At 61.2% G+C, this 26,142-nt stretch carries 23 protein-coding genes; 17 read left to right on the top strand and 6 right to left on the bottom strand.

Translation table 11 applies throughout. The features are described 5' to 3' along the window. The 4 genes from BN3789_RS02565 (at nucleotide 1) to BN3789_RS02550 (ending at nucleotide 5,712) form a co-directional block, all read left to right on the top strand. A complete protein-coding gene (locus BN3789_RS02565; RefSeq protein ID WP_161938967.1) occupies nucleotides 1-720 on the top strand; it encodes a DUF4145 domain-containing protein in 720 nt (239 codons plus the stop codon). Beyond that, nucleotides 704-1,888, top strand: a complete 1,185-nt coding sequence (locus BN3789_RS02560; protein ID WP_066829542.1) for a restriction endonuclease subunit S — start codon at nucleotides 704-706, stop codon at nucleotides 1,886-1,888. The genes BN3789_RS02565 and BN3789_RS02560 overlap by 17 nt, the downstream gene beginning before the upstream one ends. Before the next feature lie 6 nt (nucleotides 1,889-1,894). Beyond that, complete coding sequence (locus BN3789_RS02555; protein ID WP_066829540.1) at nucleotides 1,895-2,563, top strand: GIY-YIG nuclease family protein; 669 nt, start codon at nucleotides 1,895-1,897, stop codon at nucleotides 2,561-2,563. 95 nt (nucleotides 2,564-2,658) lie between these two features. Further along, nucleotides 2,659-5,712 carry a type I restriction endonuclease subunit R gene (locus BN3789_RS02550; protein WP_066829538.1) on the top strand — a complete coding sequence of 1,018 codons (3,054 nt, stop codon included), beginning with the start codon at nucleotides 2,659-2,661 and terminating at the stop codon, nucleotides 5,710-5,712. 72 nt (nucleotides 5,713-5,784) lie between these two features. Here BN3789_RS02550 and BN3789_RS02545 read toward each other — a convergent pair whose 3' ends face one another. Continuing rightward, nucleotides 5,785-7,611: a hypothetical protein gene (locus BN3789_RS02545; RefSeq protein ID WP_066829533.1), complete on the bottom strand. Its 1,827-nt coding sequence runs from the start codon at nucleotides 7,609-7,611 to the stop codon at nucleotides 5,785-5,787. A 470-nt stretch (nucleotides 7,612-8,081) separates the two neighbouring features. Continuing rightward, complete coding sequence (locus BN3789_RS02540) at nucleotides 8,082-8,891, bottom strand: TIGR02391 family protein (RefSeq protein ID WP_066829526.1); 810 nt, start codon at nucleotides 8,889-8,891, stop codon at nucleotides 8,082-8,084. Between the two features lie 818 nt (nucleotides 8,892-9,709). Between BN3789_RS02540 and BN3789_RS02530 the strand changes: the two genes are divergently transcribed. Both BN3789_RS02530 and BN3789_RS02525 read left to right on the top strand, forming a co-directional pair. Then, nucleotides 9,710-10,852: an ImmA/IrrE family metallo-endopeptidase gene (locus BN3789_RS02530; RefSeq protein WP_158095785.1), complete on the top strand. Its 1,143-nt coding sequence runs from the start codon at nucleotides 9,710-9,712 to the stop codon at nucleotides 10,850-10,852. Then, entirely contained in the window at nucleotides 10,849-11,391 is a 543-nt protein-coding gene (locus BN3789_RS02525) for a DUF4411 family protein (RefSeq protein ID WP_066829523.1), read from the top strand. The genes BN3789_RS02530 and BN3789_RS02525 overlap by 4 nt, the downstream gene beginning before the upstream one ends. 28 nt (nucleotides 11,392-11,419) lie before the next feature. On the opposite strand, the gene BN3789_RS02520 is transcribed toward BN3789_RS02525, so the two are convergent. Then, on the bottom strand, nucleotides 11,420-11,791 hold the full coding sequence (locus BN3789_RS02520; RefSeq protein ID WP_066829522.1) for a hypothetical protein: 372 nt from the start codon (nucleotides 11,789-11,791) through the stop codon (nucleotides 11,420-11,422). Between the two features lie 220 nt (nucleotides 11,792-12,011). On the opposite strand from BN3789_RS02520, the gene BN3789_RS02515 reads away from it, so the two are divergent. After that, nucleotides 12,012-13,061 (top strand): hypothetical protein, encoded by a 1,050-nt coding sequence (locus BN3789_RS02515; RefSeq protein WP_066829518.1) that lies wholly within the window; start codon nucleotides 12,012-12,014, stop codon nucleotides 13,059-13,061. Nucleotides 13,062-13,144: 83 nt separating this feature from the next. On the opposite strand, the gene BN3789_RS02510 is transcribed toward BN3789_RS02515, so the two are convergent. Further along, on the bottom strand, nucleotides 13,145-14,836 hold the full coding sequence (locus BN3789_RS02510; protein WP_147569509.1) for a gamma-glutamylcyclotransferase family protein: 1,692 nt from the start codon (nucleotides 14,834-14,836) through the stop codon (nucleotides 13,145-13,147). A 1,156-nt stretch (nucleotides 14,837-15,992) separates the two neighbouring features. Between BN3789_RS02510 and BN3789_RS02505 the strand changes: the two genes are divergently transcribed. The 7 genes from BN3789_RS02505 to BN3789_RS02475 all read left to right on the top strand — a co-directional run bounded on the left by BN3789_RS02505 (nucleotide 15,993) and on the right by BN3789_RS02475 (nucleotide 21,504). Then, nucleotides 15,993-17,423 carry an alanine/glycine:cation symporter family protein gene (locus tag BN3789_RS02505; protein ID WP_066829515.1) on the top strand — a complete coding sequence of 477 codons (1,431 nt, stop codon included), beginning with the start codon at nucleotides 15,993-15,995 and terminating at the stop codon, nucleotides 17,421-17,423. A 307-nt stretch (nucleotides 17,424-17,730) separates the two neighbouring features. Continuing rightward, nucleotides 17,731-18,360 carry a TetR/AcrR family transcriptional regulator gene (locus BN3789_RS02500; RefSeq protein WP_066829512.1) on the top strand — a complete coding sequence of 210 codons (630 nt, stop codon included), beginning with the start codon at nucleotides 17,731-17,733 and terminating at the stop codon, nucleotides 18,358-18,360. After that, complete coding sequence (locus BN3789_RS02495; RefSeq protein ID WP_066829510.1) at nucleotides 18,357-19,277, top strand: ABC transporter ATP-binding protein; 921 nt, start codon at nucleotides 18,357-18,359, stop codon at nucleotides 19,275-19,277. The genes BN3789_RS02500 and BN3789_RS02495 overlap by 4 nt, the downstream gene beginning before the upstream one ends. 9 nt (nucleotides 19,278-19,286) lie before the next feature. Beyond that, the gene (locus BN3789_RS02490; protein ID WP_066829508.1) at nucleotides 19,287-20,084 is read left to right on the top strand and encodes an ABC transporter permease subunit; all 798 of its coding nucleotides are present in this window, start codon (nucleotides 19,287-19,289) and stop codon (nucleotides 20,082-20,084) included. Between the two features lie 170 nt (nucleotides 20,085-20,254). Next, entirely contained in the window at nucleotides 20,255-20,719 is a 465-nt protein-coding gene (locus tag BN3789_RS02485; protein WP_066829507.1) for a helix-turn-helix transcriptional regulator, read from the top strand. 184 nt (nucleotides 20,720-20,903) lie between these two features. Next, entirely contained in the window at nucleotides 20,904-21,173 is a 270-nt protein-coding gene (locus BN3789_RS02480) for a type II toxin-antitoxin system Phd/YefM family antitoxin (RefSeq protein WP_066829506.1), read from the top strand. Beyond that, nucleotides 21,163-21,504: a type II toxin-antitoxin system RelE/ParE family toxin gene (locus BN3789_RS02475; RefSeq protein ID WP_066829505.1), complete on the top strand. Its 342-nt coding sequence runs from the start codon at nucleotides 21,163-21,165 to the stop codon at nucleotides 21,502-21,504. Before BN3789_RS02480 ends, BN3789_RS02475 begins: the two co-directional genes overlap by 11 nt. Nucleotides 21,505-21,817: 313 nt before the next feature. On the opposite strand, the gene BN3789_RS12890 is transcribed toward BN3789_RS02475, so the two are convergent. Further along, nucleotides 21,818-22,528 carry a metalloregulator ArsR/SmtB family transcription factor gene (locus BN3789_RS12890; protein WP_066829504.1) on the bottom strand — a complete coding sequence of 237 codons (711 nt, stop codon included), beginning with the start codon at nucleotides 22,526-22,528 and terminating at the stop codon, nucleotides 21,818-21,820. Between the two features lie 112 nt (nucleotides 22,529-22,640). On the opposite strand from BN3789_RS12890, the gene BN3789_RS02465 reads away from it, so the two are divergent. The 3 genes from BN3789_RS02465 to BN3789_RS02455 all read left to right on the top strand — a co-directional run bounded on the left by BN3789_RS02465 (nucleotide 22,641) and on the right by BN3789_RS02455 (nucleotide 24,939). Further along, on the top strand, nucleotides 22,641-23,195 hold the full coding sequence (locus tag BN3789_RS02465) for a DUF5714 domain-containing protein (RefSeq protein ID WP_066829503.1): 555 nt from the start codon (nucleotides 22,641-22,643) through the stop codon (nucleotides 23,193-23,195). A gap of 202 nt (nucleotides 23,196-23,397) precedes the next feature. Beyond that, the gene (locus BN3789_RS02460) at nucleotides 23,398-24,030 is read left to right on the top strand and encodes a DUF6796 family protein (RefSeq protein ID WP_066829502.1); all 633 of its coding nucleotides are present in this window, start codon (nucleotides 23,398-23,400) and stop codon (nucleotides 24,028-24,030) included. Between the two features lie 15 nt (nucleotides 24,031-24,045). Further along, entirely contained in the window at nucleotides 24,046-24,939 is an 894-nt protein-coding gene (locus BN3789_RS02455; protein ID WP_066829498.1) for an acyl-CoA thioester hydrolase/BAAT C-terminal domain-containing protein, read from the top strand. 107 nt (nucleotides 24,940-25,046) lie between these two features. Here BN3789_RS02455 and BN3789_RS02450 read toward each other — a convergent pair whose 3' ends face one another. Then, nucleotides 25,047-26,048: a helix-turn-helix domain-containing protein gene (locus tag BN3789_RS02450; protein ID WP_066829494.1), complete on the bottom strand. Its 1,002-nt coding sequence runs from the start codon at nucleotides 26,046-26,048 to the stop codon at nucleotides 25,047-25,049. Between the last annotated feature and the right edge of the window lie 94 nt (nucleotides 26,049-26,142).

The raw sequence follows: 26,142 nt of genomic DNA, 5'->3' as shown, positions 1-26,142 counted from the left end.
ATGGCATCGACGATTTGTTGGCACTGCCATGAGCGCGCCCAGATGGTTGCACCAAGAAACGGGGCAGACTCGATGCGTGCATTAATGAGCTCCTACGATATGCCCATCTTGTTTCCCGATCCCCGTTTTGCAAAAGATGACGAGTTCAGCCCATTCGAGGGATTATTCATCTACTCCTGCGTTAACTGTGGATTCCCAAACATCGCCGAAGTCCGTGTGACACTAGAAGAAGCGAGAAGTAGTTACGACCCAGAGGACCACATCGTTCGCTGGCTTCCAATCGAACCTATGGGCAAAGACTATCCAAATGTGCCCGATGGTATCGCCTCAATAGCGAACGAGGTTCACAAATGCCGGGAAATTGGAGCAAATCGTGCAGCAGTGATACTTGCGAGAAGCGCCGTTGAAGGCATCGTTGCCGATCAAGAGGAGATGCCATCCAAGAAAAAACTGTACGAACGCATAGAGGACCTAAAGAAGGCGGGAAAGATTACGTCACGCACGGCGGAGGCGGCAACAGCCATACGTCTCTGCGGCAACGATTACGTGCACAACGTGCTCGAGCCGGTCGATAGGGAGTACACAGAAATCGTAATCCAGATCCTTGATTCCATAATCGATGACCTGTACTCAAACCCATCCCTCGTTTCACAGGCAATGGCTTACGCTGAAAGACGGAAGAAAGCGCAGCGGGAGGAACACAATGAGTCGAATCGATGAGATAATCAGCAGTCTCTGCCCGGATGGGATAGAGTACCGCTCTATCAGAGATATAGCGGCAATCAAAAACGGAAAGGATTACAAAGGTCTCGGCGAGGGCAAGGTCCCTGTTTACGGCAGCGGAGGCCCCATGGACAAGTTCGTCGACTCCGCATCACATGTGGGTCCGACCGTTCTGCTTCCCCGAAAGGGATCAGTAAGCAACATTTTCTATGTTGACGGGCCAATTTGGAACGTTGATACGGTGTTTTATACCGAGATAGATGAATCAAAAATGCTGCCGAGGTTCTTCTATCACGTAATGCTTAATGAGCATATTGAGAACCTTGCTACAGGCAGCGCGGCTCGCCCTTCGCTCACCCAGAGTGCGCTGTATAAAGTGCTGATTCCAGTACCACCTCTAGAAGTTCAAAGCGAAATCGTTCGTATGTTAGACGCCTTCGCGGAGCTGGAGGCGGAGCTGGAGGCGGAGCTGGAGGCGCGCAAGGCCCAGTACGCCCACTACCGCGACGAGTTGCTGTCCCGCGAGAGCCTCGAGCAGATGGCAGGAAGTGAAGTCGCTCTTTGCAAAGTTGGAGAGCTGTTTGAATTCAAGAACGGAATCAACAAAAACAAAGAGTTTTTTGGACGCGGCGTACCAATAGTCAATTACGTTGACGTATACAAGCGCAATGCAATTACCCGAGATTGCCTAAAGGGTCTAGTGGATGCAAATGAGGCAGAACGCAACAGATACGATGTCAAAAGGGGCGACGTATTCTTTACCAGAACATCGGAAACACAAGAAGAGGTCGGCATCGCCTCCGTTGCATTGGAGGACGTCCCAGAAGGCGTGTTCAGCGGATTCGTCTTGCGGGGCAGGCCGAAAGATAATCGCTTGCTTCCAGAGTATTGTGCCTACTGTTTCTCATCGTTTTCTGTAAGAAGTCAGATAGTCAGGTACAGCAGCTTCACAACAAGAGCCCTTACGAATGGCAAAAGCCTATCGAAAGTCGAAATCCCGCTTCCGCCCCTCCACGTCCAGCAGCAGGTCGCCGACATCCTCGACCGCTTCGACGCGCTCACGACCTCCCTCGCCGACGGCCTCCCCGCCGAGATCGAGGCGCGCCGCAAGCAGTACGAGTACTACCGCGACAAGCTCCTCGACTTCCCCCGCAAGGAGGCGTAAAGCGTCATGTCCAAGGGCGTCATCTACATCCTCACGAACCCCAGCTTCCCGCAGTACGTCAAGATCGGCTACGCGTCCGACCTGCAGCGGCGCCTTCGCGAGCTCAACCGCTCAGAAGCCCTGCCGTACGCCTTCCGCGCCTACGCGACCTACGACGTCGACCACAAGCTGACCGACAAGGCCCTCCACGAGCTCATCGACCAGCTGAACCCCGACCTGCGTACCATCGAGACGTTCAACGGCCAGAAGCGCACCAAGGAGTTCTTCGAGATGGCGCCCGAGGACGCCTACGCCATCCTCGAGGCGATAGCCCGCATCTCGGGCACCGAGGACAGGCTCCACCGCGTCACGCCCACGGGCGAGCAGATCGAGGAGGAGCGCGAGGCAGAAGAGGCGCGCCAGGACGCCGCAACGGGCAGGCGTACCCGTTTCCGTTTCTCCATGGTCGGCATCAAGCCCGGCGAGACAGTGGCCTTCGCCAACGATCCGTCCAAGGTCGCGACCGTGGTCGACGATACCCGCGTCGAATACAAAGGCGTGACCACCTCGCTCTCGGCGCTCGCCAAGGAGCTCCTTGGCCGCAAATGCGGCGTTCAGGGCCCGCTCCACTTCACCTACGGCGGCGAGCGCCTTTCTGAAAGGCGCGACCGCATGGAGCGTGACGCGGACCGCTAGGCGACCACCGGCTATCCCGTGAGACCGCCGGCGCCCGCCCCACAGTTATCATGACGACAGTACCAGCATCTAAGATGAAAGCAGCGTAGAGAATCATGAGCATAGGCCCCGAGTACACAACGCCCCTCGCAGACGACCTGCCCGGATCGGTCAGGTTCGACGTCATGGCCTTCGGCGGGCAGGCCACGGTGTGCGCCGCCCAGCCGGCGGAGGGACCACGATCGTCGGCCTACCAGTCCGAGGCCGCGCTCGAGAAGGCGTTCATCGCGCAGCTGACCCGCCAGGGCTACGAGCGCTTCACCCCTCAGACCGAGGGCGACCTCGTCGCGAACCTGCGCGCTCAGCTCGAGGCCCTCAACGGCATCACCTTCACCGACGGCGAGTGGCGCGGCTTCTTCCGCGGCGTCATCGCCTCGGAGGGCGACGGCATCACCCAGAAGACCCGCCGCATCCAGCGCGACCACGTCCAGGTCCTGCACCGCGACGACGGCTCGGTCAAGAACGTCCGCCTCATCGACAAGCGCAACATCCACAACAACCGCCTGCAGGTCATGAACCAGTACACGCAGCTGGGCTCCTACGAGAACCGCTATGACGTGACGGTCCTCGTCAACGGCCTGCCGCTCGTGCACGTGGAGCTCAAGCGCCGCGGCAAGCCCATCGAGGAGGCCTTCAACCAGATCGAGCGCTACCAGCGCGACAGCTTCTGGAGCGGCTGTGGCCTCTACGAGTACGTGCAGATCTTCGTCATCAGCAACGGCACGCACACCAAGTACTACTCCAACACCACACGCTCCAACCACATCGCCGAGATGGCGGGGCGCGCCCGCTCCGGCAAGAAGTCGTCGAACAGCTTCAAGTTCACCAGCTGGTGGGCGGACGCCGACAACCTGCCCATCCGCGACCTCGTCCCGTTCACCTCGACGTTCTTCTCCAAGCACGCGCTGCTGAACATCCTCACGAAGTACTGCGTGTTCGACGTCGACGAGAACCTGCTCGTCATGCGCCCGTACCAGATCGTCGCCACCGAGCGCATCCTGAACCGCATCCTCATCAGCGAGAACGACAAGAAGATGCTCGGCACCCTGCGCGCCGGCGGCTACGTCTGGCACACTACGGGCAGCGGCAAGACGCTCACCAGCTTCAAGACCGCCCAGCTCGCGAGCGGCATGGAGGGCGTGGACAAGGTCCTGTTCGTCGTGGACCGCAAGGACCTCGACTACCAGACCATGAGGGAGTACGACCGCTTCGAGAAGGGTGCTGTGGACAGCAACACCTCCACGGCGGTGCTCACCCGACAGCTCTCCGACCCCGAGAGCCGCATCATAGTGACCACGATCCAGAAGCTCTCGAACTTCATCAAGCGCAACGCCAAGCACCCCGTCTACCAGGCGCACGTCGTCATCATCTTCGACGAGTGCCACCGCAGCCAGTTCGGCGAGATGCACATGGCCATCACCAAGCACTTCAAGAACTACCACCTGTTCGGATTCACCGGCACGCCCATCTTCGCGCAGAACGCCGGCAGCGGCGGCAACCCGCAGCTGCGCACCACCGAGCAGGCGTTCGGCGACAAGCTGCACACCTACACCATCGTGGATGCCATCCGCGACGAGAACGTCCTGCCGTTCCGCATCGACTACATCAAGACCATCCGCGAGCGCGACGACTTCCCCGACCAGAAGGTCTACGACATCTACCGCGAGGGCGCCCTCAAGGCGTCAGAGCGCGTCGACGCCGTCGTGAACTACGTGCTCGACCGCTACGACCAGAAGACCAAGCGCAACCGCAGCTACGTCTTCAAGGGCAACCGCGTCATGGGCTTCAACTCCATCTTCGCGTGCGCCTCGATCGACATGGCCAAGATCTACTACTCGGCCTTCAAGCGCATCATGGCTGAGCGCGGCGGCGAACCGCTCAAGATCGCGCTCATCTACAGCTTCGGCCCCAACGAGGCCGACGACGGATGCGGCCTTCCCGACGAGTCGTTCGACACCGAGAGCCTCGACACGCCGAGCCGCGACTTCCTCGAGGCCGCCATCGGCGACTACAACGCCATGTTCAGCACGAACTACGACACGTCTTCGGAGGGCTTCCAGAACTACTACAAGGACCTCTCCGACCGCATGAAGTCGCGCCAGGTGGACATGACCATCGTGGTCAACATGTTCCTCACCGGCTTCGACGCCACGACCCTGAACACGCTGTGGGTCGACAAGGACCTCAGGAACCATGGCCTCATCCAGGCCTTCAGCCGCACGAACCGCATCCTGAACAAGGTGAAGTCCTACGGCAACATCGTGTGCTTCAGAAACCTCGAGGACGAGGTCAACCGCGCCATCGCCCTGTTCGGCGACAAGGACGCCGGCGGCGTCGTGCTGCTGCGCCCCTACGCGGAGTACCTCGTCGAGTACACCGAGAAGGTGAACCAGCTCTACGAGGAGTTCCCGCTCGGCCAGATCATTGAGGGCGAGGGTGCGGAAAAGGCGTTCATCGCCCTGTTCGGCGCCATCCTGCGCCTGCGCAACATCCTCACGGCGTTCGACGACTTCCAGGCCGACGACCCCATGACGCCGCGCGACGAGCAGGACTACCGCAGCGAGTACGCCGACCTCTACCAGAAGTACCGCGTGACCGACGTCGAGTCCACCATCATCAACGACGACCTCGTCTTCGAGGTCGAGCTGCTCAAGCAGGTCGACATCAACATCGACTACATCCTCATGCTCGTGCAGAAGTACCACGACTCAAACGGGACCGACAAGACGATCGCCGCCGACATCGAGCGCAGCATCATGTCGAGCCTCGAGCTGCGCGACAAGCGTGACCTCATCGAGCGCTTCATCGAGAGCCTCGACGCGAGCGTAGATATGACCGCCGAATGGCATAGTTACATCGCTGTGGAATACGACAGCGAGATCGCTAACATTATCGAAGAGGAGAAGCTCAAGCCGGACGAAACGCGCGAACTCATGGCGCGCGCGTTCAAGGATGGTGGCGTTCCGGAGACGGGGACCGCTATCGCAAACCTCATGACGAAGAAGCCGTCCCGATTCGCTCCGCAGAACGCCTACGCGACGATGAAAGCGCGTGTCGTCGATCGCCTCAAGGTCTTTTACGAGCGCTTTTGCAATTTGGGTGTAGACTAGGGGCCTCGATGGAAGCGCAGCGAGTCCATTGGGTCTTAGCTAATCCGTTGCGGCTGCAAGCGGGGTGCCTGCCTAGCTAACATAATGGACTCTCATGCCCTTGGGCAGCTTGCCGGGGTCCTTGCATCTGCCCGTGACGAGCGTCTCGCGGATAGTGACGATTTTTACGAGACGGTTACCGGCTCCGTAGTGCTGCCTTCTGGTGTGAGCGCGCCGTGTGTAGGGGGCGCTTATCGATTCGCCTCGGTGCAAGCGCGTCGATGGGGCAGCCGTGCCGCTAACGGTGCCGCTCGCGACCCTGTGCACCCGGTCGCTCGACTTGGTGCTCTGACCGTGCGGAGCACCGTTCCTTTGCGGCAGGCTCCTGTAATCCGTCGTCCCGTCGTCGTGCGGGCGCGGCCTGCAGAGGTTCTCGACGTAGGCGAGCATGTTGCGCGCGATGTCGGTAAGTCCTCTGCTGCCGATGGTGACGAGGATGATCTCGTCCCCGTCCTGCAGCGCGGCGACCCCCCAGCTCTCGCCTTCGTGGCCGGGTATGCGGACGAGTGTGGTTTTATAAGGGATATAGGTGAGCGGATCCTCACAGGCTGCCGCCTCATCTATGCACGACTCGGAGAAGACGAGGGTATGCTCGCTCTCCGCGAGGATGCAACGTGCCGCGTGACGCTTGGGGCCCGCAGTGTCCTCGCAGTGGTCGAGGGCCCAAGTGAGCGGTTCCGTCCCGTAGGTTGCGCCCATGTCCCCTGCGCGCTCGATCAGGCCCGCTAGGAAGTCGAAGCAAAACGTGCGAATGAAATTGCTTTGGCAGTAGAAGTTTCTCAAGCGGGCGGGGTCGGCATCGGGGGAGAACCCCCTCGGAAGGGTGAGCCCCGGTTGGAGCCCGGCGACGGTCATCACCCTAAGCACAACTCCCTCCATGGTTTTTCTTTTCAGAAGCTCTGCAACCTGTGCGCAGGCACCCTCCTCGTGGCGCTCCGTGACGTGGGCGAGCAGCTCTTCATCGCGGAGCCTAGCGTCCTTGCGAGACTCTTTTTTGACAAAGGGGACGGGGCCATCAACGGCGGGCGAAGAGACGGTGGGGCTTTGCGGGGTTGCCTCTGGGTGGAGCTGCCTGATTCTCTTCTCGCGCTGTGCCCGCTGCTTTTCCTTCTGCTTCAGCTCGCGCTTGCGGGCCTCCTGCATCGCCCCTTGGGAGTTGACTTCCCTCCACTGGCCATTCATGGGAGCGGGCCGCTTCTCCTGACGGGGTTCCTTGCGGGCAGTACCGGTGCGTTGGGCGCGCACCGTCTCCTGCTGGCTATCACCGGTTTTTTTCGCCTTTTGTTCGCGACGGCGCGCAAGGATCTCCTGGCGCTCGCGCTCCATCTCGGCGCGCAGCTCTTCGCTCGCCCGCTCTCGCTTCTCCAGCGCTTTGAGCTCGCTTTCGCTCAGCTGACGCCGACGTGACCTCTTAAGGCTGGGCTGCTTGCTAGGGTCTCCCAGCGTGGAGGTAGAACTGGTCCCTCGGCTTTGTTCGTTCCGCATCTGAGAGGGGCGTTCCCTGACGGTCTCTCGCTCGACATCGTTCCATGTTGGGGATTCGGATCCGGTGACGAGTCGTTGGAATCGCGACTGAAGCTGGCGCTTCCGTGCCCATCTGATGTCCTCGCGGCGGCGGATGGTCGAGTCGAGCTCGACCCCGAACTCGCGTTCGAAGGACTCGCCGTCCCAGAGACTGTAGGTGCCGTCCGTGTTCCTTATGTACCTCCAGCCGTTTTCGACGGTCATGTCGGCAGCCACTTCGTCTTCGACGAGGATCTGCGGGAGGTCGATGCACATGTGCCCGGCGAAGAGGCGCTCGGCCTCCTCGATACTGTAGTATCCGATGAATCGCCCAGATTCCGTGACCGCGGGATGCATTGCTCCTCCTGATATGGCGAATTGTCGTCGTCAACCATTCTAGGGACGTTGGAGGGTGACCGCTGCTACTTGTCGGCGAGCGCCCCTATGATGGCTCTCACTTGAGGTCCCCCGACGCGAGGCGCGAGGTCAACTCCTCGTCCGTGGCTGCGTCTAGTAGGCAAAGCGCTGCTGAAGGGCTCCGAAAAGATCTTGGAGAAGGCTGAGTCTCAGACCCGGATGCTGTGAGAAAACGGCGTTGCAGAGTGCCCCTTGGTCAAGGAGAGAATTAGGCCAAGAATCCCGGTGCCACCGCTACGCGCTGCGGTCGAGTCAAGCCGGTCATGCCGTTTGCGAGGTGAAGGAACCTTCTTACCATCTCAAATCGGATTTCTCGGGCCCAGTGGTTCCGAAGAGGTCGAGTGTGCGCTCGGGTACGTCGACGATGAGGAGGGCGTCTATCGCGTCGGTGCTGATTCAAAGATGGGCTATTAAGGCCTTGGTACAATGGTACAGCCATCAAGCAGCTTATGGAGAAGGGAGATCAGGTTGAGGACTTCGACGGCGTCCCGCTCATTGATGTCCCAATGGATTCTAAGCTCGTGTGCCGTTGGGTTGCGAAACAGGTGCATCACGCCGTTGAGCATTTCCCTGAGGCCATTTTGCTGATTACGTTCCGATTCAGTCCGCAGAGTGTTCAAGGCTATATACGGATCCTTGACGTTCAGCGCTTTGTCAAACAGTCTTGATCCATCGAGGTCGAGCGTGGACATTGCTTTTATACGGGCGCAAAGGCTCTTCGACGCTTCTAGGACGGCATGGAAGTAGTCATCAACGAGAAGTTCTTCGCGGCAGCAATTCAGGACCTCAGAATGGGCACCGGCTGCGACAAGCGCTTTCCTGAGGTTTTTAGTTCGGCGCCCAACTTCATTCAGCGTTTTCGCCACTTGGACTTTGTGCAACTTGCCGTCATCGCGCACTTCGATGCCTAAAAGCATGAGGACTTGATTCACTTCGTTCATCATCCATCTGTATCGCGTGCCGTTGTCGATGCCACGCGCAGGATCGAAACAATATTGTACGAGGCCATACACGGCAGTGGTCTTTCCGGTGCCGTTCGCTCTGTCGGCGAGCGCATTGTACAGTCTCTTCCATTTCGTATTGGAAGGGTCTGTATCCGCGATACTTAGTACGGAAAGCATTCTTCCAATTTCAGATCCAGTGAGGCCGTTGTGTGTATCGCCGAGAACTTTGCATATTTGCTCCACTTGGGCCGAGGTCGGTGCGGGCGCTATGGACATCGCAATCCCTTCTCTCGTCGGATGTTGGGGACAGGTTGCTCCTTCGTCAGAAGATTATCCCAGCAACCCGATGCCTTGATGCCGTTTTCATAAGCGTGCCGTACACAAAGACCTGGATGAGAACTTTGCATCCGAAGAGTTCGAGCAGTTTGGCGATGTGGTCGTGCTAATCCGTTCTGGTGCTTTTTCATGCGCCCCCGCGAGCATGCCGCCGCCTCCGCCTTCGCCGCCTCCCGCTCCTCGACGGGATAGGGCTCCCCGAACAGCCGGGAGCGCGACCCGCCCCACCTCCCGACGGCGACGAGCGCGATCAGCGCCGACAGCCGCTCCCGCGCCGCCCCCGGGCCCCGGAACCCCGAGTGCCAGGAGAACCAGTCGAGGTAGAGCTGCGCCCTGCGCGACGAGAGCCCCCTGAACCGGGCGAGGAACCCCTTCATCGCGCCGTGCACCGCGTTGAGGGGGTCGGGCCTCCGCTCCCCGGAGTAGCTCCTCGCCACCTCCATGCCGAGGGCCGCGGCCGCCGACCCGACGGACGACTGCATCTCGCACTCGATCCTCGCCGACAGGGGGACCGCCGAGCCGAGCTGGCGCATCGCCTCCCCGCGCCTGTCGCCGCGGACGAGGCTTGCGTAAGACCTCTCCGCCGGCGCCTTCCCCTTTCTGGCAATCCCGGCCCCCTCTCTCAACCTGCAAATCAAGTCACGAAGAGGCATGAGCCCCGCGATGCGTCTATCCTGTCCTTACCCGAGCAATCGGCTGATACAATGGAAGCGGTCAGATGGGTCCATTGCGATCAGGCACGAGGGGAGGCGCTCAAATTGACGAGGATTATCCCTAATCCCGAGGTAATTGCTTGGGCAATGGAGCGCGTCCGCAAAGAGCCGCGCGATTTCATTGGCATCAGCAAGTGCGCGGAGCAATGGGTTACCGGCGAGAAGGTTCCGACCGTAAAGCAGATGCAGAAGTTGGCGGGGAAAACGCATGTGCCGCTTGCGTACTTCTACGATGACACTGTTCCGAGCATGTCCCTGCAGATACCGGACTATCGCACCACCTATTCCGGCAGTGCGGAAGAGCCGAGCCCCGAGCTCTACGATACCATCAATCTCATGCAGTCCCGACAGGACTGGCTCAGTGCGTATCTGGAAGACTCCGGCAACGAGCCGGTGAGCTTCATGGGAACATGCGCTGGCGATCGAGATGCCAAGAGAGCCGTGTCTATGATTCGCTCCATCCTCTCCCTTGAGGACGGTTGGGCACGTTTCCTAAAGGCGGACGAGACGGTGAGGCTTCTGCGCAGGAAGATTGAATCCACCGGGGTGTACACGTGCGCCGGCAGCTTCTTTCATCATGGCAGCAGACCCTACGACGTGAACGAGTTCCGAGGCTTCGTGCTGGCGGATGATTACGCGCCTATCATCTTCCTCAATACCCAGGACGCAAGATCGGCCCAGCTCTTTACCCTCGTCCATGAGTTCGCGCACCTTCTCTTCAATGAGACGGGCGTAGACGACATGGTCTACGAGATGCCGGAGAAGGAGGATCTGTGCGACTCCGTGGCGGCGGAGGTGCTCGTTCCCGCCTCCCTCGTCTTCACCTTCTTCGATCAGGCGCCGACCGAGGAGGCGGTCGCCTCTCTCAGGAAGGCGACGAAGGCGAGCGAAATTGTCTGCCTGCGTAGAGCGCACGAGCTTGGATGCATAGCCCGTGACGATTTTTTCAGAATCTACGGCGCCTACAAGCGTAGGCTGGAGGATATCGGCTCTGCGAAGCAGAAGCAAACCGATCGAGGGCCTTCCTACTACATCGTTCAGAAGAGCATGTTGGGTGACCTTTTTGCCGACACCGTGTTCGAGGGTGTCAAGTCCGAGTGTCTGCTGTTTTCCGATGCCTACAGGCTCACCGATATGAATGCGAGCAGTTTCAAGAAGTTCTACGCCGAGGGAGGCAGGTACCTGTGACGCCATCATCCGAGGCGTTTCTCCTCGATACGAACGTGTTCATAGAACCCAAGAATACTTGGTACCCGTTTGACGTGGTTCCGGGGTATTGGGACTTTCTGCGGATGGAGCTCGGCAGTAAGCGCGTTCGGAGCATAGTTCCTGTCTATGAGGAACTCCAAGGGCATAAGGATGAGCTATCAGAGTGGGCGAAGGAACTGGGGAGGAATCGCTTCGAAGATTGCGTGGAGAACACAGCCGTCCTCGAACGCTACCTGGCGGTTGCTGCGTATGTTCGCTCGCTAGAAGGCAATGATCAAAGACAGAAGCGCCGCAGCGCTATCGAAGGCTTCCTCCATGAAGGCGTGGCTGACCCATGGCTCGTCGCACATGCAAGTGTTTACGGGGAGACGGTTGTCACCCATGAGGTCTCGCGCGCTTTGCGACCCACTAAGGTCTCGCTCCTCGACGTCTGCGATCACTTTGAGGTGCGGCATATCGAAGTGGTGCCTTTCCTGAAAAAGATGAGCGCTGCATTTGAGCTCAGGAGAACCGCGTGACGGATCCACCGCCGGAGATCCGCTCCCGTCAATCGGAAAGCAACTCGGCCTCGCCCAGGTAGTCCACGAACGAGTCGATGATCTCCGCTGTGCGCGCCTCGATATTCTCCTCGGTGAAGTCGTCGCGCGTCCCTGCCAGCTCGGCGAGCTCGCGGCCCTCAAGTACCAGGGCGAAGTGTCCGCAGCGGCCGACGAGAAGTCTTTCGGTGGCTTGTTGCAGTTCAAGAAGGTTCCTCTCAGAGAAGTGAGGGGCAAGCACATGTTCTTCAGGTAAGAAATCGACCCCATTGGTACCAGAAACCGCGATTCCCGAAGAGTGTGTCTCCTTGACCCGCGAAAACAAGATCGCCAGAACCAGAGCGGGCAATCGAGTGGGATTATTGTTCGGAGCGCGCCTCATAACAACTCCGCCACTGGTGCACTCGGATCGCAGCTGTCGCGCCTAATGACGTTGAGCAGGCCGTACGAGCACCAGCCCCGTTAAGTTTCTCGACTTACTGTGTGAGGAAATATACTTACCCTGAAGGACATGCGTCGAGTAAGGCGCCAAGCGCTCACAACAGGGCCGCCGGATGCAATTTGGGCGCGTAGCAGCATTGAAATATGAAAGGAGCGGGCACATGGGCCTGAGGACATTTATAGAGGAGAACAGTCTTTCCTCAGAGCAGCTGCACCGCTTCTTCAGGGGCGTAGGACGTAAGTTTGCCGAATTGCCTCTTGAAGAATTCGACGACAATTTCAGCGTTTTCAAGATGAAGCTTGCGAGGCATGCCGATACCGAGCTTTGCGGCGATGATCGCCTGGAGCTTTATCGTGAGGTGTATGATTTAGTGGTTGCCTTGCGTGGCGAGCGGCGTGGGGGCGCCGGCTCGACAGGACGACTCCGCATCAAGGCTACCTACGACTTGGAGAAGTCGTTTTTAAACGATGCCGAAATCAATCTGGCCATTCTGAAGGCTCTGCATACACCTATGACACAGGAGCAGATTGCACATGGTGTCCTGCGATGCACCCGGAACGCTATCGGAACCCGCCTCAGCGCGTTGCAGAATGGTTTTCGTCTGGGAGATATGCAGGTCAAAATCGCGCCCCCATGCCATAGACAATATGGGTCAACCGTGCACCCGATATTGCTGCCGCTTAATCTTACCGAGGTATATGTGCTGCTCAGCGTGCTTGGTGAGGCGTGGAGCGGAAGGGACAGTCTGGATCCGCATGCGGTCATCGCGCGCGATCTCGCCGAGAAAATATACTTTCAGCTCACCGACTATGCGCGTGGAAAGATCGATGCGCGCCTGGAGGAGCGCGGGGCAAAGCCGGAGAAGGGGGAGGCACCCTGGTATGACTTCGAGACGCATCGCGTTGGCGACAGAAAGAAGATGACAAAGGTCCGTCGTTCGAGAAATTGGATGTATCTCGAAAAAAGCAGGAGGCGTGTTTGCATTACGCTGGCTTGTGGCGATGCCGAAGCAGGGGATGATGAGCATGGCGAGAAGAGTACGGAGGCACCTAAAGTCTATGGTCGCCTTGCACCTGGGAAGGACCCTGCCTTCTATCTTAAGGACAAGAGCAAGAACCCTGCATTCTGTTTTGTCGTGGAGCTCGATGACGGTTCCCTCGTTTCGCTCAGCTGGGAGGACGTTGTCGATATCGAGGAGGCTTCTGAATAGGAGCCCTGTCCTGAACCGGACGGCTTGCCGGCGCGTGTGCGGGTGGAATCTGGCTGTACCCGCACGCGCGCCGCATGCAATGTCTACTTCAAATGCTCTGCAAGCAGAAGCTCCGGATCCTCGGCGCTGGCATAGCCGGGGAACGCTTCGCTCATGCCGAGGCGCATGGTGCTGAGGTACGCCTCGCTTGGAGCGTTGTGCGGACGCTTATCGGCGCTGGTAAACGTGAGCATGGGGATGCCTGCGCGCGTGCCCAGCTCCACCTCACGGCCATACCACTGGTCGCTGCGTCCCTCCTGGTCACGAACCTGCTCGTATTGCTCACGCGAGATGAGGTATGCGCGCGCGTGGGTGAAACCGGGGTTGTCGACGTCAAGAAACGCTACTCCCGCGCCGCCCCATGAGCGGCTTTCGTTGCCGAAATACACATCGTGGAAAAGGGGCATAGAAGCGGTGCAAATCGGGGGCGTAGGGTCACTGCATCCCTCATAGGTCCGACCGTTGTCCTTGCAGGTTCCGCCCGCAAGGTAGCACATAAAGCGCTCGTAGCTCATGCACGACCCGTACGCAACGTACCAAACATGTGTTTTGCGCAGGGCAATCGTACGGGACCACGGTTGCAGCTGCTCGGGCACGCGGGACGCACTCTCTACTTCACCGAGGTATTCGTAGGTCCAAGCCTGACATTTGTGGTCGTGCGCGTGGAGCATGCCCTGCATGACGACTTCGACCCCCGTTCGGCGGTACAGCTTGCCGTTATCCTCGAGCTCATCAAGCTTTTCCAGCGTGCGGGCGTCCACCATACGAACCTCACCAAGCGTGCATCCTCCGTCATCACTTGGTTTGATGCCGGGGAACGAGCCAAGGCTGTAGAGGGCGTATCCGTTCAGGCGCGCAGGGCCTCTGTGCGCGCAGCCTTTGAGTGTGCCCGCATTTCGCATCCCTTCCATAAGCGAGCCGTACACAAAGACGGGAATGAGGGCTTCGCGTCCGAAGAGTTCGAGCAGCTCGGCGACGCGGACGGTTATGTCGGTCCCAAACCCCACGATAGTGCGGCATCCCGACAAGCGCTGCTCGTATCCGGAGATAATCGATGCGACCATTGTGCAGAAGTCCGGGCATATGTCGGAGAGGCGGTCGGCGAATTCTGGATAGCCGGCGCTCGCGAAATTGCGGAGATCATCGATCTGTTGGACCTCGCTATCAAATCCGTGGCCCGCAAGTCCGCGCCCGCAGCAGAAGGTGAGCCCGCGCCGCAGCGCGTCGTAGAGGCCGGACTCAGGGCTCGGCGGTTCGTGCATAGCAAGAACGGCACGCATGAGAATCTGGCAGCACGCGTAGCTGGGACGGTAGACGAAATCGACGCGGCAGTCAGAATCCATACGGTAATCGCTGAAGTACGAGAAGCTTCCGTCTTCACGCTGGAAGTCTAGGATCTGGTCGAGTGCGGTCGCAAAATCATCGGAGTTCACGGGCTCGCTATCACGGAAATGGGCGAGCGCGGCGTCCATGCGGTCTATCTGCTCGGTATCGGGGCGGCGGTACATCTTTTCCTGGGGGCCAGCGGAATTGACTTGAATGAAGGGGTCGCGGATGAGCTTGAGTTCCATGGTGAATCCTTTCAGTCTTGGGGTGATAGCCGGCGCGCCTTTGCTGATTACATTTTCTGGCAGATGCGCGTTTGTGGCTGCCAAGCGGTGCTTGGCAATTTGAATAACGAGCAAATGGGTCTCTGTTGGTGACTGTGCGGTGCTTGTCGCCTTCGGTATGTACACCGCATTGCTTACGAGAAGGGGCGTACTGCGAGTAGGGATGCGTCAGGCGAGGGGCGATACTTGCCGTTTGGTCAGCTAGATGCATCAAAGAGATGGAATGCATAGGCTGATATGACATGGTTTTGTTTCTGTTGCGATAGAGGGTAGAAGGATCGCGCACAGCGATGAGTGCTAGGGGCGCTCCAAGTTCCTTCAGAGCTTTTCGGCTGGACGGTGGCTGGGCGGGTACTTGTTTTTAGCAATTGAGTTTTTGCGCCTCGCGGGGTGGGGACGAGGGTTGTTAAGCTGATCCTGCCGTGGTGGCGCCGCTATTCGTTGGACGTCTTGCGAGGGCGACAGACCTGCGGGAGGGGGCATTCCCGGACCCATCGCGCGCATCTTGCCCGCTTACGCAGGATTTATATGGGAGCTCCTGGGGCGCAAGGATGCGCGCCTGCTGTGCTCCAGCACTTCCGATGCGGTCGCAAGTTGCGGCGAGGGGCATGGAGCTCCTCCCGCCCAGGGAAGCGCCGTTTTACTGGCCAATACGGCGTGCGGCCTTCCGGGGGCGCGCCTTTCGCGCCTCGACAGCGTGACGGGCTGATCTCGAGGCTCCGTATACGCGGTGGGAAGACCGCGCCTCGCCTACAGCAGAATGGAAATTTCTAGCCACTTTCGCCCGGGAGGACGGTGCCGTTGGTCGGCGCTTGCCCAGCAGGTTACCCGCTAACGGTACCCAGAACTGCGAGGGAGGGCTTCAAAATGGACCCTCTCTCGCAGTTCTGGGTACCGTTAGCGGGTGTTCAACACTGTGGCATGTCACGGGCGGGAGGGCGTCCGTGATGTGCCACCTTTCCTCAAACTCGCTATAACGCGCTCAGCAGATCGTATAGAGCGGTCGAGCTCGACGATTTCCAAGCATTGATGATTCCGACTGTCTGTTCAAAAGGCGGTTCATGTGCCATATATCCTCCTTTTACCGCCATTATTTAACCGCCACTGGCGGTAAAGATGGCTCCGAGCAGCCGTCCCTGGTAGTGCGGAGCTGGCGCCCGCAATGCAATGTGCCGCGCATCATCGGGCGGGCTCGTCATGAGATGGAAACATAGCGCGTGTACACTAGCACCCTATGGCTTCGCCCATGACCTGCATAACGGGACCTGCCGAGGGGAAATACATGTTCGATTCCATCATGTCCGTACTCGCCACGCTGAACAACAATGTGCTGTGGGGCATCCCCATGGTTGTGCTGATGATCGGAACAGGCGTGTTCCTGCTCGTCGTCACCAAGGGCGTCGTCTTCACGCGCTTCAACGTCGTGATGCGCTACACCACCAAGACGCTTTTCCATCGTCCCAACAAGGACGAGCTGGAGCACGGTGCCATCTCGCCGTTCCAGGCGGTGTGCACCGCGCTTGCGGCGACGCTCGGCACGGGCAATATCGTGGGCGTGGCGCTCGCGGTGGCGACGGGCGGCCCGGGGGCGATCTTCTGGCTGTGGCTGAGCGCGCTTGCGGGCATGGTCATCAAGTACTGCGAGGTCACGCTTTCGGTTGCCTATCGGACCCGCAACGAGCGCGGCGAGATCGTCGGCGGTCCCATGTACTACATCTCCCGAGGCCTGGGAACCGGCTGGCTCGCGGTGCTCTTCGCCATCTTCGGCTTCCTGGCGTCGTTCGGAATCGGGGCGAGCGTGCAGGCGAACTCGCTCGCCGGCAGCGTGAACGCGACGTTCGGCATCCCGCTGCCCGTCATCGGCGCCGTCGTGGCGGTGCTCGCCGGACTCGTCCTCATCGGCGGCATCAAGCGCATCTCGCATATCACCGAGGTGCTGGTACCTTTCGCCGCCGTGTTCTACCTCATCGCGGCCTTCGTGGTGCTCGTCATCAACGCGGCCGAGATCCCGGCGGCCATCGGCATGATCTTCCGCGACGCCTTCACCGGCACGGCGGCCACGGGCGGCTTCGTGGGCGCCACGGTCATGTACGCCTGCCGCGTCGGCATGTCGCGCGGCGTGTTCACCCACGAGGCGGGCATGGGCTCGGCGCCCATCGCGCACGCCTCCGCCGACACCGACCATCCTGCGCGCCAAGGCCTGTGGGGCACGTTCGAGGTGTTTTTCGACAGCATCGTCATGTGCACCATCACCGGGCTGGTGATTCTCACCTCGGGGCTCTGGTGCGCCGACCCCATGATGTCCGAGGGCGCCATGAGCTCTGCGGCCTTCGGGCAGAGCATCCCGGGCGGTCAGTACGTGGTGACGGTGGGGCTGATGCTTTTCGCCTTCGCGACGCTCATCGCGTGGTACTACTACGGCGAGAAGTGCGTGGAGTACCTGCTCCGCGGACGTCGGGGCGGTCGCGTGGCGATCCGCATCTACCAGGTCGCCTATGTGGCCATGGTGTTCGCGGGCTGCGTGGCGAACCTCGATGCCGTGTGGGAGTTCGCCGATTGCTTCAACGGCCTGATGGCGATTCCGAACCTGATTGCGCTCATCGCGCTTTCGCCCGTGATCAAGCGCCTCTCGCAGGATTTCTTCCGCGATCCCGACCTCCGTCGCCCGCGCAACGAAGACTACAGCGATCTGCTGACGTTCCGCGAGAAGTAGTGCGGGTGCGCCGGGTGCGGCGCCCCTCGCGTATTCCTGAAGAAAGGGCAGGGGGTTAATGACACAGAGCGGGCCGCTTGGCACTCTAAGGGCTTTTACAGACCCCCTTTAGCGTGCCAAGCGGCCCGCTCTGTGTCATTAACCCCTCATCGCTCACCATGCTCGGTAAGCTCGGAGGGCGACTATAAGGCTCCCAGCCAGAGCGCCTTACATGACGCATACCGTTATTCTGCCTGCTCAAAGCCCCTTCCATATCCTGGTCAACAGGGTAGCCTTGTTCTTGAAAGTCGAAGGAGGGCAAGGCTTCATGTCAGACAGGTTCGAGCGATTCGAGAATCTTCCCGAGGACCGCAGGCGCGCCGTCGTTGACGCCGCTGCCGAGGTGTTCGGTGACGAGGATTACGCCCGCGCGTCCACGGCGGACATCGCCAGGCGCGCCGGCGTGTCGAAAAGCCAGCTCTTCTTCTACTTCAGAAACAAGCGCGATCTCTATCTCTACGTGCTCACGGCGCTCACGAGGCGCGTTGCGGACGCGGTGGTCGACGATCGCTGGTACGAGATCGACGACTTCTTCGAGATCATGCGCTACGCCGCGACGCGGAAAGCCGGGCTCGTGGGTTCGAGCCCGCGCATCATGGACTTTTTCGTCCGCGCGTTCTACCTCGGCCATCGCGACGTCTCGGGGGTGCTCGACGCGTTCATGACGGATGCGGTGCCCGCTATGGTGCAGACGTATCTGGGCCACGTGCGCTGGGAGCGCTTCCGAGAGGACGTCGACCCCATGCGCGCGGTGCGCATGCTCGTGTGGTGCGGCGACGGCTACCTGCACGAACAGCTGCGCGGTGGAGGCGAGTTTGACTTGGAGGCGATGCTTTCCGAATTTCTCGTCTGGCTCGATTGGCTGAAACGGGCCACGTACAAGGAGGAATACCTATGACAGCGAACGGCACGGCGCCCGCGATCAGCGTGCGCGGGCTCACGAAGGATTACGGCCGCGGCCGCGGCGTCTTCGACGTCAGCCTCGAGGTGGCGGCGGGCGAGGTGCTCGGCTTTCTCGGCCCCAACGGGGCGGGGAAGACGGTCACGATGCGCCATCTCATGGGGTTCGTCAGGCCGCAAAAGGGGACGGCCGAGGTCCTCGGGTACGACTGCTTCCGCGAACGGCCGTCGGTGCAGACGCATCTGGGCTACCTTCCAGGGGAAAGCTCGTGCATGCGGGAGATGACCGCGCAGTCCTTCCTCGACCTCATGGCGGGTATGCGGGGTATGCGCGACCGTTCCCGGATGCTGGAACTCGCCGATATCTTCGGGCTGGATCTCCGTGCGCGGATCGGCGGGATGTCCAAGGGGAATCGGCAGAAGGTTGCCATCGTGGCGGCGTTCATGGCCCGTCCGGACGTGCTTCTCCTCGACGAGCCCACGAGCGGTCTCGATCCGCTCATGCAGGAGCGCTTCCTCGATCTCGTGGAACAGGAACGAGCGCGGGGCGCCGCCATCCTGCTCTCTTCGCACATCTTCGAGGAGGTCGGGCGGGCGTGCGACCGGGTTGCGTTCATCCGTGCGGGGCGCGTGGTCATGACCTGCACCATGGACGAGGTGCGCTCGATGCGGGGCCGCGGCTACACGGTCGAGTTCTCGAGCGCGCGGGAGCGTTCGCGTTGGGAGCTCGCTCACGGGGATGGTCCCGCGGAAGGGGAGGCCCGCAGCGTCGAGATCCGCGACGTGCGCGACGTGAACGCGCTCATCCGCGAGCTCTCCTCATACGACGTGGCCGCGATCACGTCCCGCGAGCAGACGCTCGAGGAGCTGTTCTTGCACCTGTACGAGGGCGGCGAGCCCTCACGGCACAACTAGGGGGTTTCGATGATCCTTCCTCTGTTCAAACACGAGCTCCGCTCCTGCTTGCTCCCGACCTCCATCATCGCCGCAGTGGTCGTCCTCTACGCCGTCGTCATCATCGGCATGTACGATCCCGAGCTCGGGGAGTCGCTCGCCCTTATGCGCGACGCCATGCCCGAGCTCTTCGCGGCCTTCGGTATGGCCGACCAGGGGACGACGCTGTTGGAGTTTGTCGTCAACTACCTGCACGGCTTTTTGCTTGTGGTGCTCCCCCTCGTTCTTGTGGCGGTCCTCGTCAGCCGGCTCGTGGTCCGACACATCGAGCGCGGCAGCATCTCCTACCTCCTCGCGCAGCCCGTAAGCCGCGCAAGGCTCATGCTCTCGCAGGCGGGCGTCCTTGCTCTCTGCCTCGTTCTTCTCATGGCGGTGCTGACCGCGTCCGAGCTGGCCTGCGCCTACGCCATGTTTCCCGGCGAGCTCGGTGCCGCCGATCTCGTTGCCGTCAACGTGGCGACGCTCTGCCTGTGGGTGTTTCTCTCGGGCGCATGCTGGGCGGGCGCCTGCGCCCTGCCGGGTGTCACGGCCGCGCGATGGGCGGGCGTCGCCGTGTGCTCGCTGTTCGTCCTCGTGCAGATGCTCTCAGGGGTAGGGGACGAGCTCTCATGGCTCGGCGACATCACGCCCCTTGCGCTTCTCGACCCTCTTGGGGTGGCCTCCGGGGAGGCCGGGGCCGTTGCGGGCGCGGTCGCGCTCGCCATGTCGGGGGTCGCGCTTTTCGCGTTGGGGATAGCCGCGTTTGCGCGCCGCGACCTGAGCGTGTAGAGGGCGTGCCGCCATCTTCCCGCCATGTCGGTTTTGCGTGCGGAAAAGTCGCTCTCTGTTGGTGGCTTCGGCATCCCCTCGGCTGGGATAATCCTTTTGGCAAACGATGAGGTCAAGCCGCATCGCGCGCTCCAAGGTGGTCGCGCGGCACGCGGAGAGGAGAAAACCACATGGTGCTCGGCAACAGTCTGTTTCACGCTCGAAAGAAGGCCGGCCTTATTCAGGAGGAGGTGGCCGAGCGTCTGGGTGTGTCCCGTCAGACGATTGGGAAATGGGAGGCCGACGAGACGCTGCCCGATATCCGCCAGTCCAAGCGCCTGGCCACGCTCTACGGCGTGACGCTCGACGAACTCATCGAGTTCGATCTCGACGTGAGCCAGGTTGAGGAGGCCATCGAGCGCTCGAGCGAGGAGCTTGAGGAAAAGATCGATTGGACGAGCGCCTGGGCAAAGAAGTACCCCATCCTTGCCAAGTACCAAGGTGAGGTCAACATCCCTCTGTACGCGCGCCGCATCCGCCAGATGCTCGACGAGCTCAAGGCGGAACACGGCTACAGCGAGCTCGATGCCATGCTCGCCTTGAAGGATATTCTCTATGGGGTCTGGAAGCAGGCCAAGGCGGCAGGGGAGAAGTAGGCCCCGCCTTCGCGTTTCGGCGGCGGGCGTCGCCGCCTCTTCGTGGCGGTAGGCTTCTCTATTATCCTATGTAAATGCGCAATCTCAGCACGTTTTATCCTCGGAATGCATCTGCTGCTGGCGAGATGCCCATTCGCTATTGGGTGAAATTTCGGTATAATTCAACCATAATTAGGAGGTAATTATGGCGACTTGCGTACCGATTAGTGAACTTAAGGACAGTGCGGCGTTTGCTGAGAAGGTAGCACGAGCGGGCGAGCCGGTCATCGTGACGAAAAACGGCTATGAGAAATTCGTCGTCATTGATGCTGACTTGTTTCGCGAGTATCGCCGAGAAACACCTGAAGAGCATCTGGAGCGTTTACTTCAAGAGGCGGATCGCGACATACGTGCTGGTCGCGTTTCCGATATGCGCGAGGGCTTAAGCGAGATTCGAGCCAAATATGGCCTGTGATGTTCTATGGACCGAGCGGGCTCAGCAGGACGTTGATGACATCATCGGCTACATCGCGGTCAAGCTGGCGAGTCCCCACGCTGCACGCGAGCACCTGATTGCGTTTGAGGATGCTGTAGATCGCATCTCGAATAACCCTAAGCTATACGCCATCTCTCGACAGCTGTCATGCGTTGTGCGCGGTCTACGTGCATGCTTTGTGAGGCGGTATGTCCTGCTCTATTCCTACAATGATAAAGATACCGTTTTTGTATATCGCGTGTTTTCTACCCTGCAAGACTACGGTTCGATTGTCGAGCGCGGCGACAATCGGCATGGCTCCGCGCTTTGACGGAGGTTTTGGAGGTTACCGCCTGCTTTTGAATTGCCCCCGCGACGCGGTTCTCGCCCAAGAACCATGACTCTCAGCTGGAATGCACCATATGCGACGTGCTCGTTTGACGTGACTACGGTGTTTCCGTCGGTGCTTTGCGAGCAGGTGAAGTCGACTTCGTGGCAAATGGACACGCGGGCAAGCTGCACGTAACGCAGGCGTACGAGCGCCACTCCAGTACAAAGCGGACCGTTTGGCGCGCTAAAGGGGGTCAATAAAAGCTCCTAGCGCGCCAAACGGTCCGTTTTGTGTCGCAGCCCTCCGTCGCATGTCATTCCCGGCGCAACGTCTCGCCCTCGTCGAGCGACGGGGCGGCGAGGGCGGAGATAGCGCGCCCGAGGCGTGCGAATCGCTCGGGGGCGAGCCGGTAATGGGACCAGCGCCCTTCTTTGCGCTGGAAGACCAGGCCCGCCTCGACGAGGATCTTCATATGGTGTGAGAGCGTGCTTTGGCTTACGGCGAGATGTTCGAGAAGCCTGCAGGCGCACAGCTCCCCCTCCCGCGAGAGGGCGGCGACGATTTCAAGGCGGGTCTCGTCCGCAAGCGCGCGCAGGACCGCCACGCTGAGCGTCCGGGACGCGAGCTCACCGGCTCTCAGGCGCTGGGCGAGATCGTCGACCCGTTCCTGAATGGCGAGCATGCACGCCTCCATCGCCGCATCCCCCTTTCCCGTCGGGTCGTCGAGCCCCCAGTCCTCTCGATGTTTGCACGGCAGGGTGGGGCAGCTGACGCCGCAGCCCATGGTCACCACGATATCGACTGCGGGAATCTCACCCAGCGCCTTGCTGCGAAGGCCTGCGGTGTCGACGCCGCGTGCGGCAAGCAGACGCAACGCATCGGGATGCGGGGCGTCCACGGGATCGGTTCCCGCCGAGTACGGCTCGATGATGTCCGAAGCGCGCAGGCGCGCGAGCGCCTCGGCTATCTGGCTTCGGCATGCGTTGTGCGTGCAGATGAACGCGACGCGGGTTCTAGCTGTCATGGTGCGCTCCTCCAAGACGGTTGGGTCAGCCAGATTGTATCCTATACATTGACGGACATCGATCTGACAGATAGGCTGACAGACATCGATATGAAGATGAGAGGGGCTGATCATGGAGCATAACGGGGCGTCGTGGGCGAAGGAGATCTGCCTGCGCAGCACGTCGACATGTCCTGCCGATCTGCTGGAGGAGCTGATGGCGGCGTCGGAGTGCCCCGCCTTCGGCCCCGTTCACCACTATCTTACTGGCGCGGCGCTGCTCGCCTGCGCCAAGCGCGCGGGAGCGGACGGAAGCCTCGAGGCCCAGCTCGACGAGCTGGAGGAGCGCTCCTCGGGTGTGCCGGGAGGGGCCTGCGCGCGCTGGGGCGTGTGCGGCGCGGCCGCCTCATGCGGCATGGCGCTCGCGATCGCGCAGGAAAACGCGCCGCTCAAGGAGGCGGGGTGGAGCGAGACCCAGCTCATGGTGGCAGATCTGCTCGAGAAGATCGCGCGTGCGGGGGCGCCGCGCTGCTGCAAGCGCGACTCCCGCATCGCGGTGCGCGAGGCGATACCGTGGTTCTCGCGCGCGATCGGCGTCGAGCTGGAGCTGCCCGCGTCGCGCCCCGTCTGCACGGTCTCGAGCAGCAACACCGTCTGCATCGGGAGCTCCTGCCCGTATTTCGGCTAAGCGCTCCACAGGGGCGTCGATTGGTTCGTTTTGCGCCCAGATGGGCACTTTTGGAACGGGGCGGCTTTCGCTCATCGTAAGGGCGAAAGCTGCCCCGATTCGGGATAATCCGTCCATCCGAAACCTGACCGATGGGCGCTCGTTCCACCTCGCATATGTTAGAATTAGCTAACTTTATAAGCGCCGAATCCGGGAGACCACCATGACGTCCGCAATTCCGCTCCTCGCAATCGGCCTCGTCGGTTCGCTCGTGATGTTCGCCGGCGACATGCTGCTGTACTTCACGCCCGGCGCCTACGACATGGATGGCACCTTGAGACCCTATGCGAGAATCATGCGCGACCTGCCCGAGGGGCGCGTGCGGCTGGGCGGCATGCTCGGGCCGGTCGCCTCCTTTTTCTATGTCGTCGGGTTCGCAGGGCTGCCGATGCTCGCGACAGGCGGGTTCTCTTGGCTGACCTGTGTGGTTGCCGCCCTGCTCGCTTTCGCGCTCATCTGTGGCGGCGCCTACCACGCCCAGTATCCGTATCTCGCCATTGCCGCGCGTACGGGGGATGACGGACTTGTCGATCGGGTAGCCGGCAACATCATGGCGCTCCAGCGTCTGGCCACCATCCCGATGTACGCGGCATTCGTGCTCCTCGGCATGCTCGTCGTGCTTGGCCAGACGCAGCTTCCGCCGTGGATGGTCGTGACCACGCCCCTTGTGACGTCGTTTCTCGGTTTCGCGTGGCTGCGTGTGCCCCAGCCGGCCCGCTGCGTACTGTTCGGCGGTTGGAGCAACCTCGTGTTCACGATCATGTTCGCGGCGATGATTGCCTTCGTCCTGCTGTAGGAGGGGGCGGTGCGCATGGAGTGCTTCGATGTCGGGCAAGACGGCTTTCACGGGTTCCTGCATACGCCTGCAGCAGATAGCGATCGTGCCACCCGCTTCGCCGGCAAGGCGCTCATCGTTATGGGCGGCAGCGAGGGCAACGAGAACATCCCGCGCGACCTCGGGGCGCGCTTCGCACATGAAGGCGTGACGGCGCTCGGGCTCTGCTATTGGAACGCGCCCGGTCTGCCGCGCGAACTCGTGGAGGTTCCCGTAGAAAGCGTCGAGCGCGCCGCGGGGCTCTTGCGGTCGCGGGGCTTCGAGAGGATCGGCGTCTACGGCATCTCCAAGGGCGGGGAGCTGGCGCTGCTCGCCGCCTCGCTTATGCCCGATATCTCATGCGCGGTGGCGCTCTCTCCGCTCGACCACGTGATGCCGGGTATCACGGGCAGCGGCAGTCTGCTGTCGAAAGGCGTGGCCGCGCGCTCAAGCTGGACGTGGCGCGATGAGCCGCTGCCCTGCGTCCCCGGCGGGATGCGTCTGCCCTACGCGAGCATCGTCCTACGGTCGCTTCGCGGGCGTCAGCTCGACATGCGCTTTGTGTACGAGCGGATGCTCGGCGGCGCGACGGAGCAATCCGCCATCAAGGTCGAGCTGATCCGCGGTCCCGTGCTGCTGGTGAGTCCTGCGCGCGACTCCATGTGGCCGAGCGACGAGGCGTGCTGTCGCATCGAGCTTCGCCTTCGCGCCCACAGCCATCCCTGGGAAGTCGAGCGCCTTTCCTATGGGCATGCGAGCCATATCATCGTGCCCATGGACACCGGCATGCTCAAGCTGTTTCGAGAGGAGCGGCAGTTTCCCCTGGAGTGCGCAGCCAGCCGCGAAGATGCGTTCAGCCGCGTCCTCGATTTCCTGGAGCGGTGGCGGTGATTCGGCCCGCATCATAATGGGTCATTTGGGGACGTGCTTGTTTCAACCCATCGGCGTGCAAGCGGCCACGTCCCAAAACGTGCTGCGCGTTGTTTCGGAGTCCCTACTTATCCATCGAGTGCCTGGGCGCCCCCGACGTTTACCGCCTGCAGGCGCGCAAGCTCTTTGAACTGCTGGGGCGACACACCGTACGCCCGTGCGAACGCCGCCGCGAAGCTCGTGGGGGAGCGATAGCCCGCAAGCTCCGCCGCCTCCCTGACCGTGCGCCCCGACGTGAGCAGCGACCGTGCCTCCTGCAGGCACATCTCGGTGAGGTACGCGCCCCATGAGCGCCCGGTCGCCCGCCGAAAGAGGCGCTTGAACTTGGTGAGGCCCATCCCCGCGACGGTTGCGGCCTCCTGCTGGTTCGCGCCGTCGCGCCACCGCGCGTGCGCGAGCTCGATGGCGGTGAGGATGCCTGCCCGGTCGCCTTGGTCTCTTGGCAGGGCCGCAGCCGTCGTTCCGACGAGCGCGCCGAGCAGCATCTTGGCGGCGCCCTCGTAGACGAGGGAGGCGCCGGGTGCCATCGGATCGGTACGGGCTATCTCGCCGAGCGCGGAGAGGACTCCCGGAGCCCAGCCCACGCTGCGGTGCATCTCAGCGAGAAGCGATGATATCTCGTCGATGGAGTCTCGGCCGAGCTCGGCGAACGCGTCGCGAAGGGCGTCCTCGAAGTACTCCACCTCCGTATAGGAAAAATGAGATCCCGCCAAAACGGGGGAGGTGACCCATCCCTTGCGCGTCTCGATGTAGGCGATCGCGGCGGCCTCCGTCGAGGCTTCGCGGTCATAAGGGCGCGCCATCGGGCCGCGCACGGTGAGATAGCGGCGCGTGTCGATGGCGAACAGCGTGTCCTCGAGAATGGTGAAATCGCAGGTGGCCACTGTGAAGTCCCCACAGGTCCAAGCGCGGTACCAGCCGTCTGCCCGAACCCCGTCGCCCGAAAAGAGCGTGCCGGCCCCCTCATCTTGCTTTGCGGGCAGCATCCCCATGCGCTCGAGCTCTGCCGCCTGGAAGAGCTCCGGCTCTCCGTCCGGTCGCACGGCTCTCGCGTTGGTCGTTTTCCCCATGGCCGTCTCCCCGTTCAACGCATCAGTTCAGAATGACTGTAAGTCTAATCTAACTTGTTGCGCCTGTACGGGGACTTCGTCCAGCCGCGACGGA

It is taken from the genome of Collinsella ihumii (assembly GCF_900046475.1).
Taxonomy (GTDB): Bacteria; Actinomycetota; Coriobacteriia; order Coriobacteriales; family Coriobacteriaceae; genus Collinsella; species Collinsella ihumii.
The sequence above is the reverse complement of the archived record's forward strand: the minus strand, read 5'-3'. Positions and strand labels throughout refer to the sequence as shown.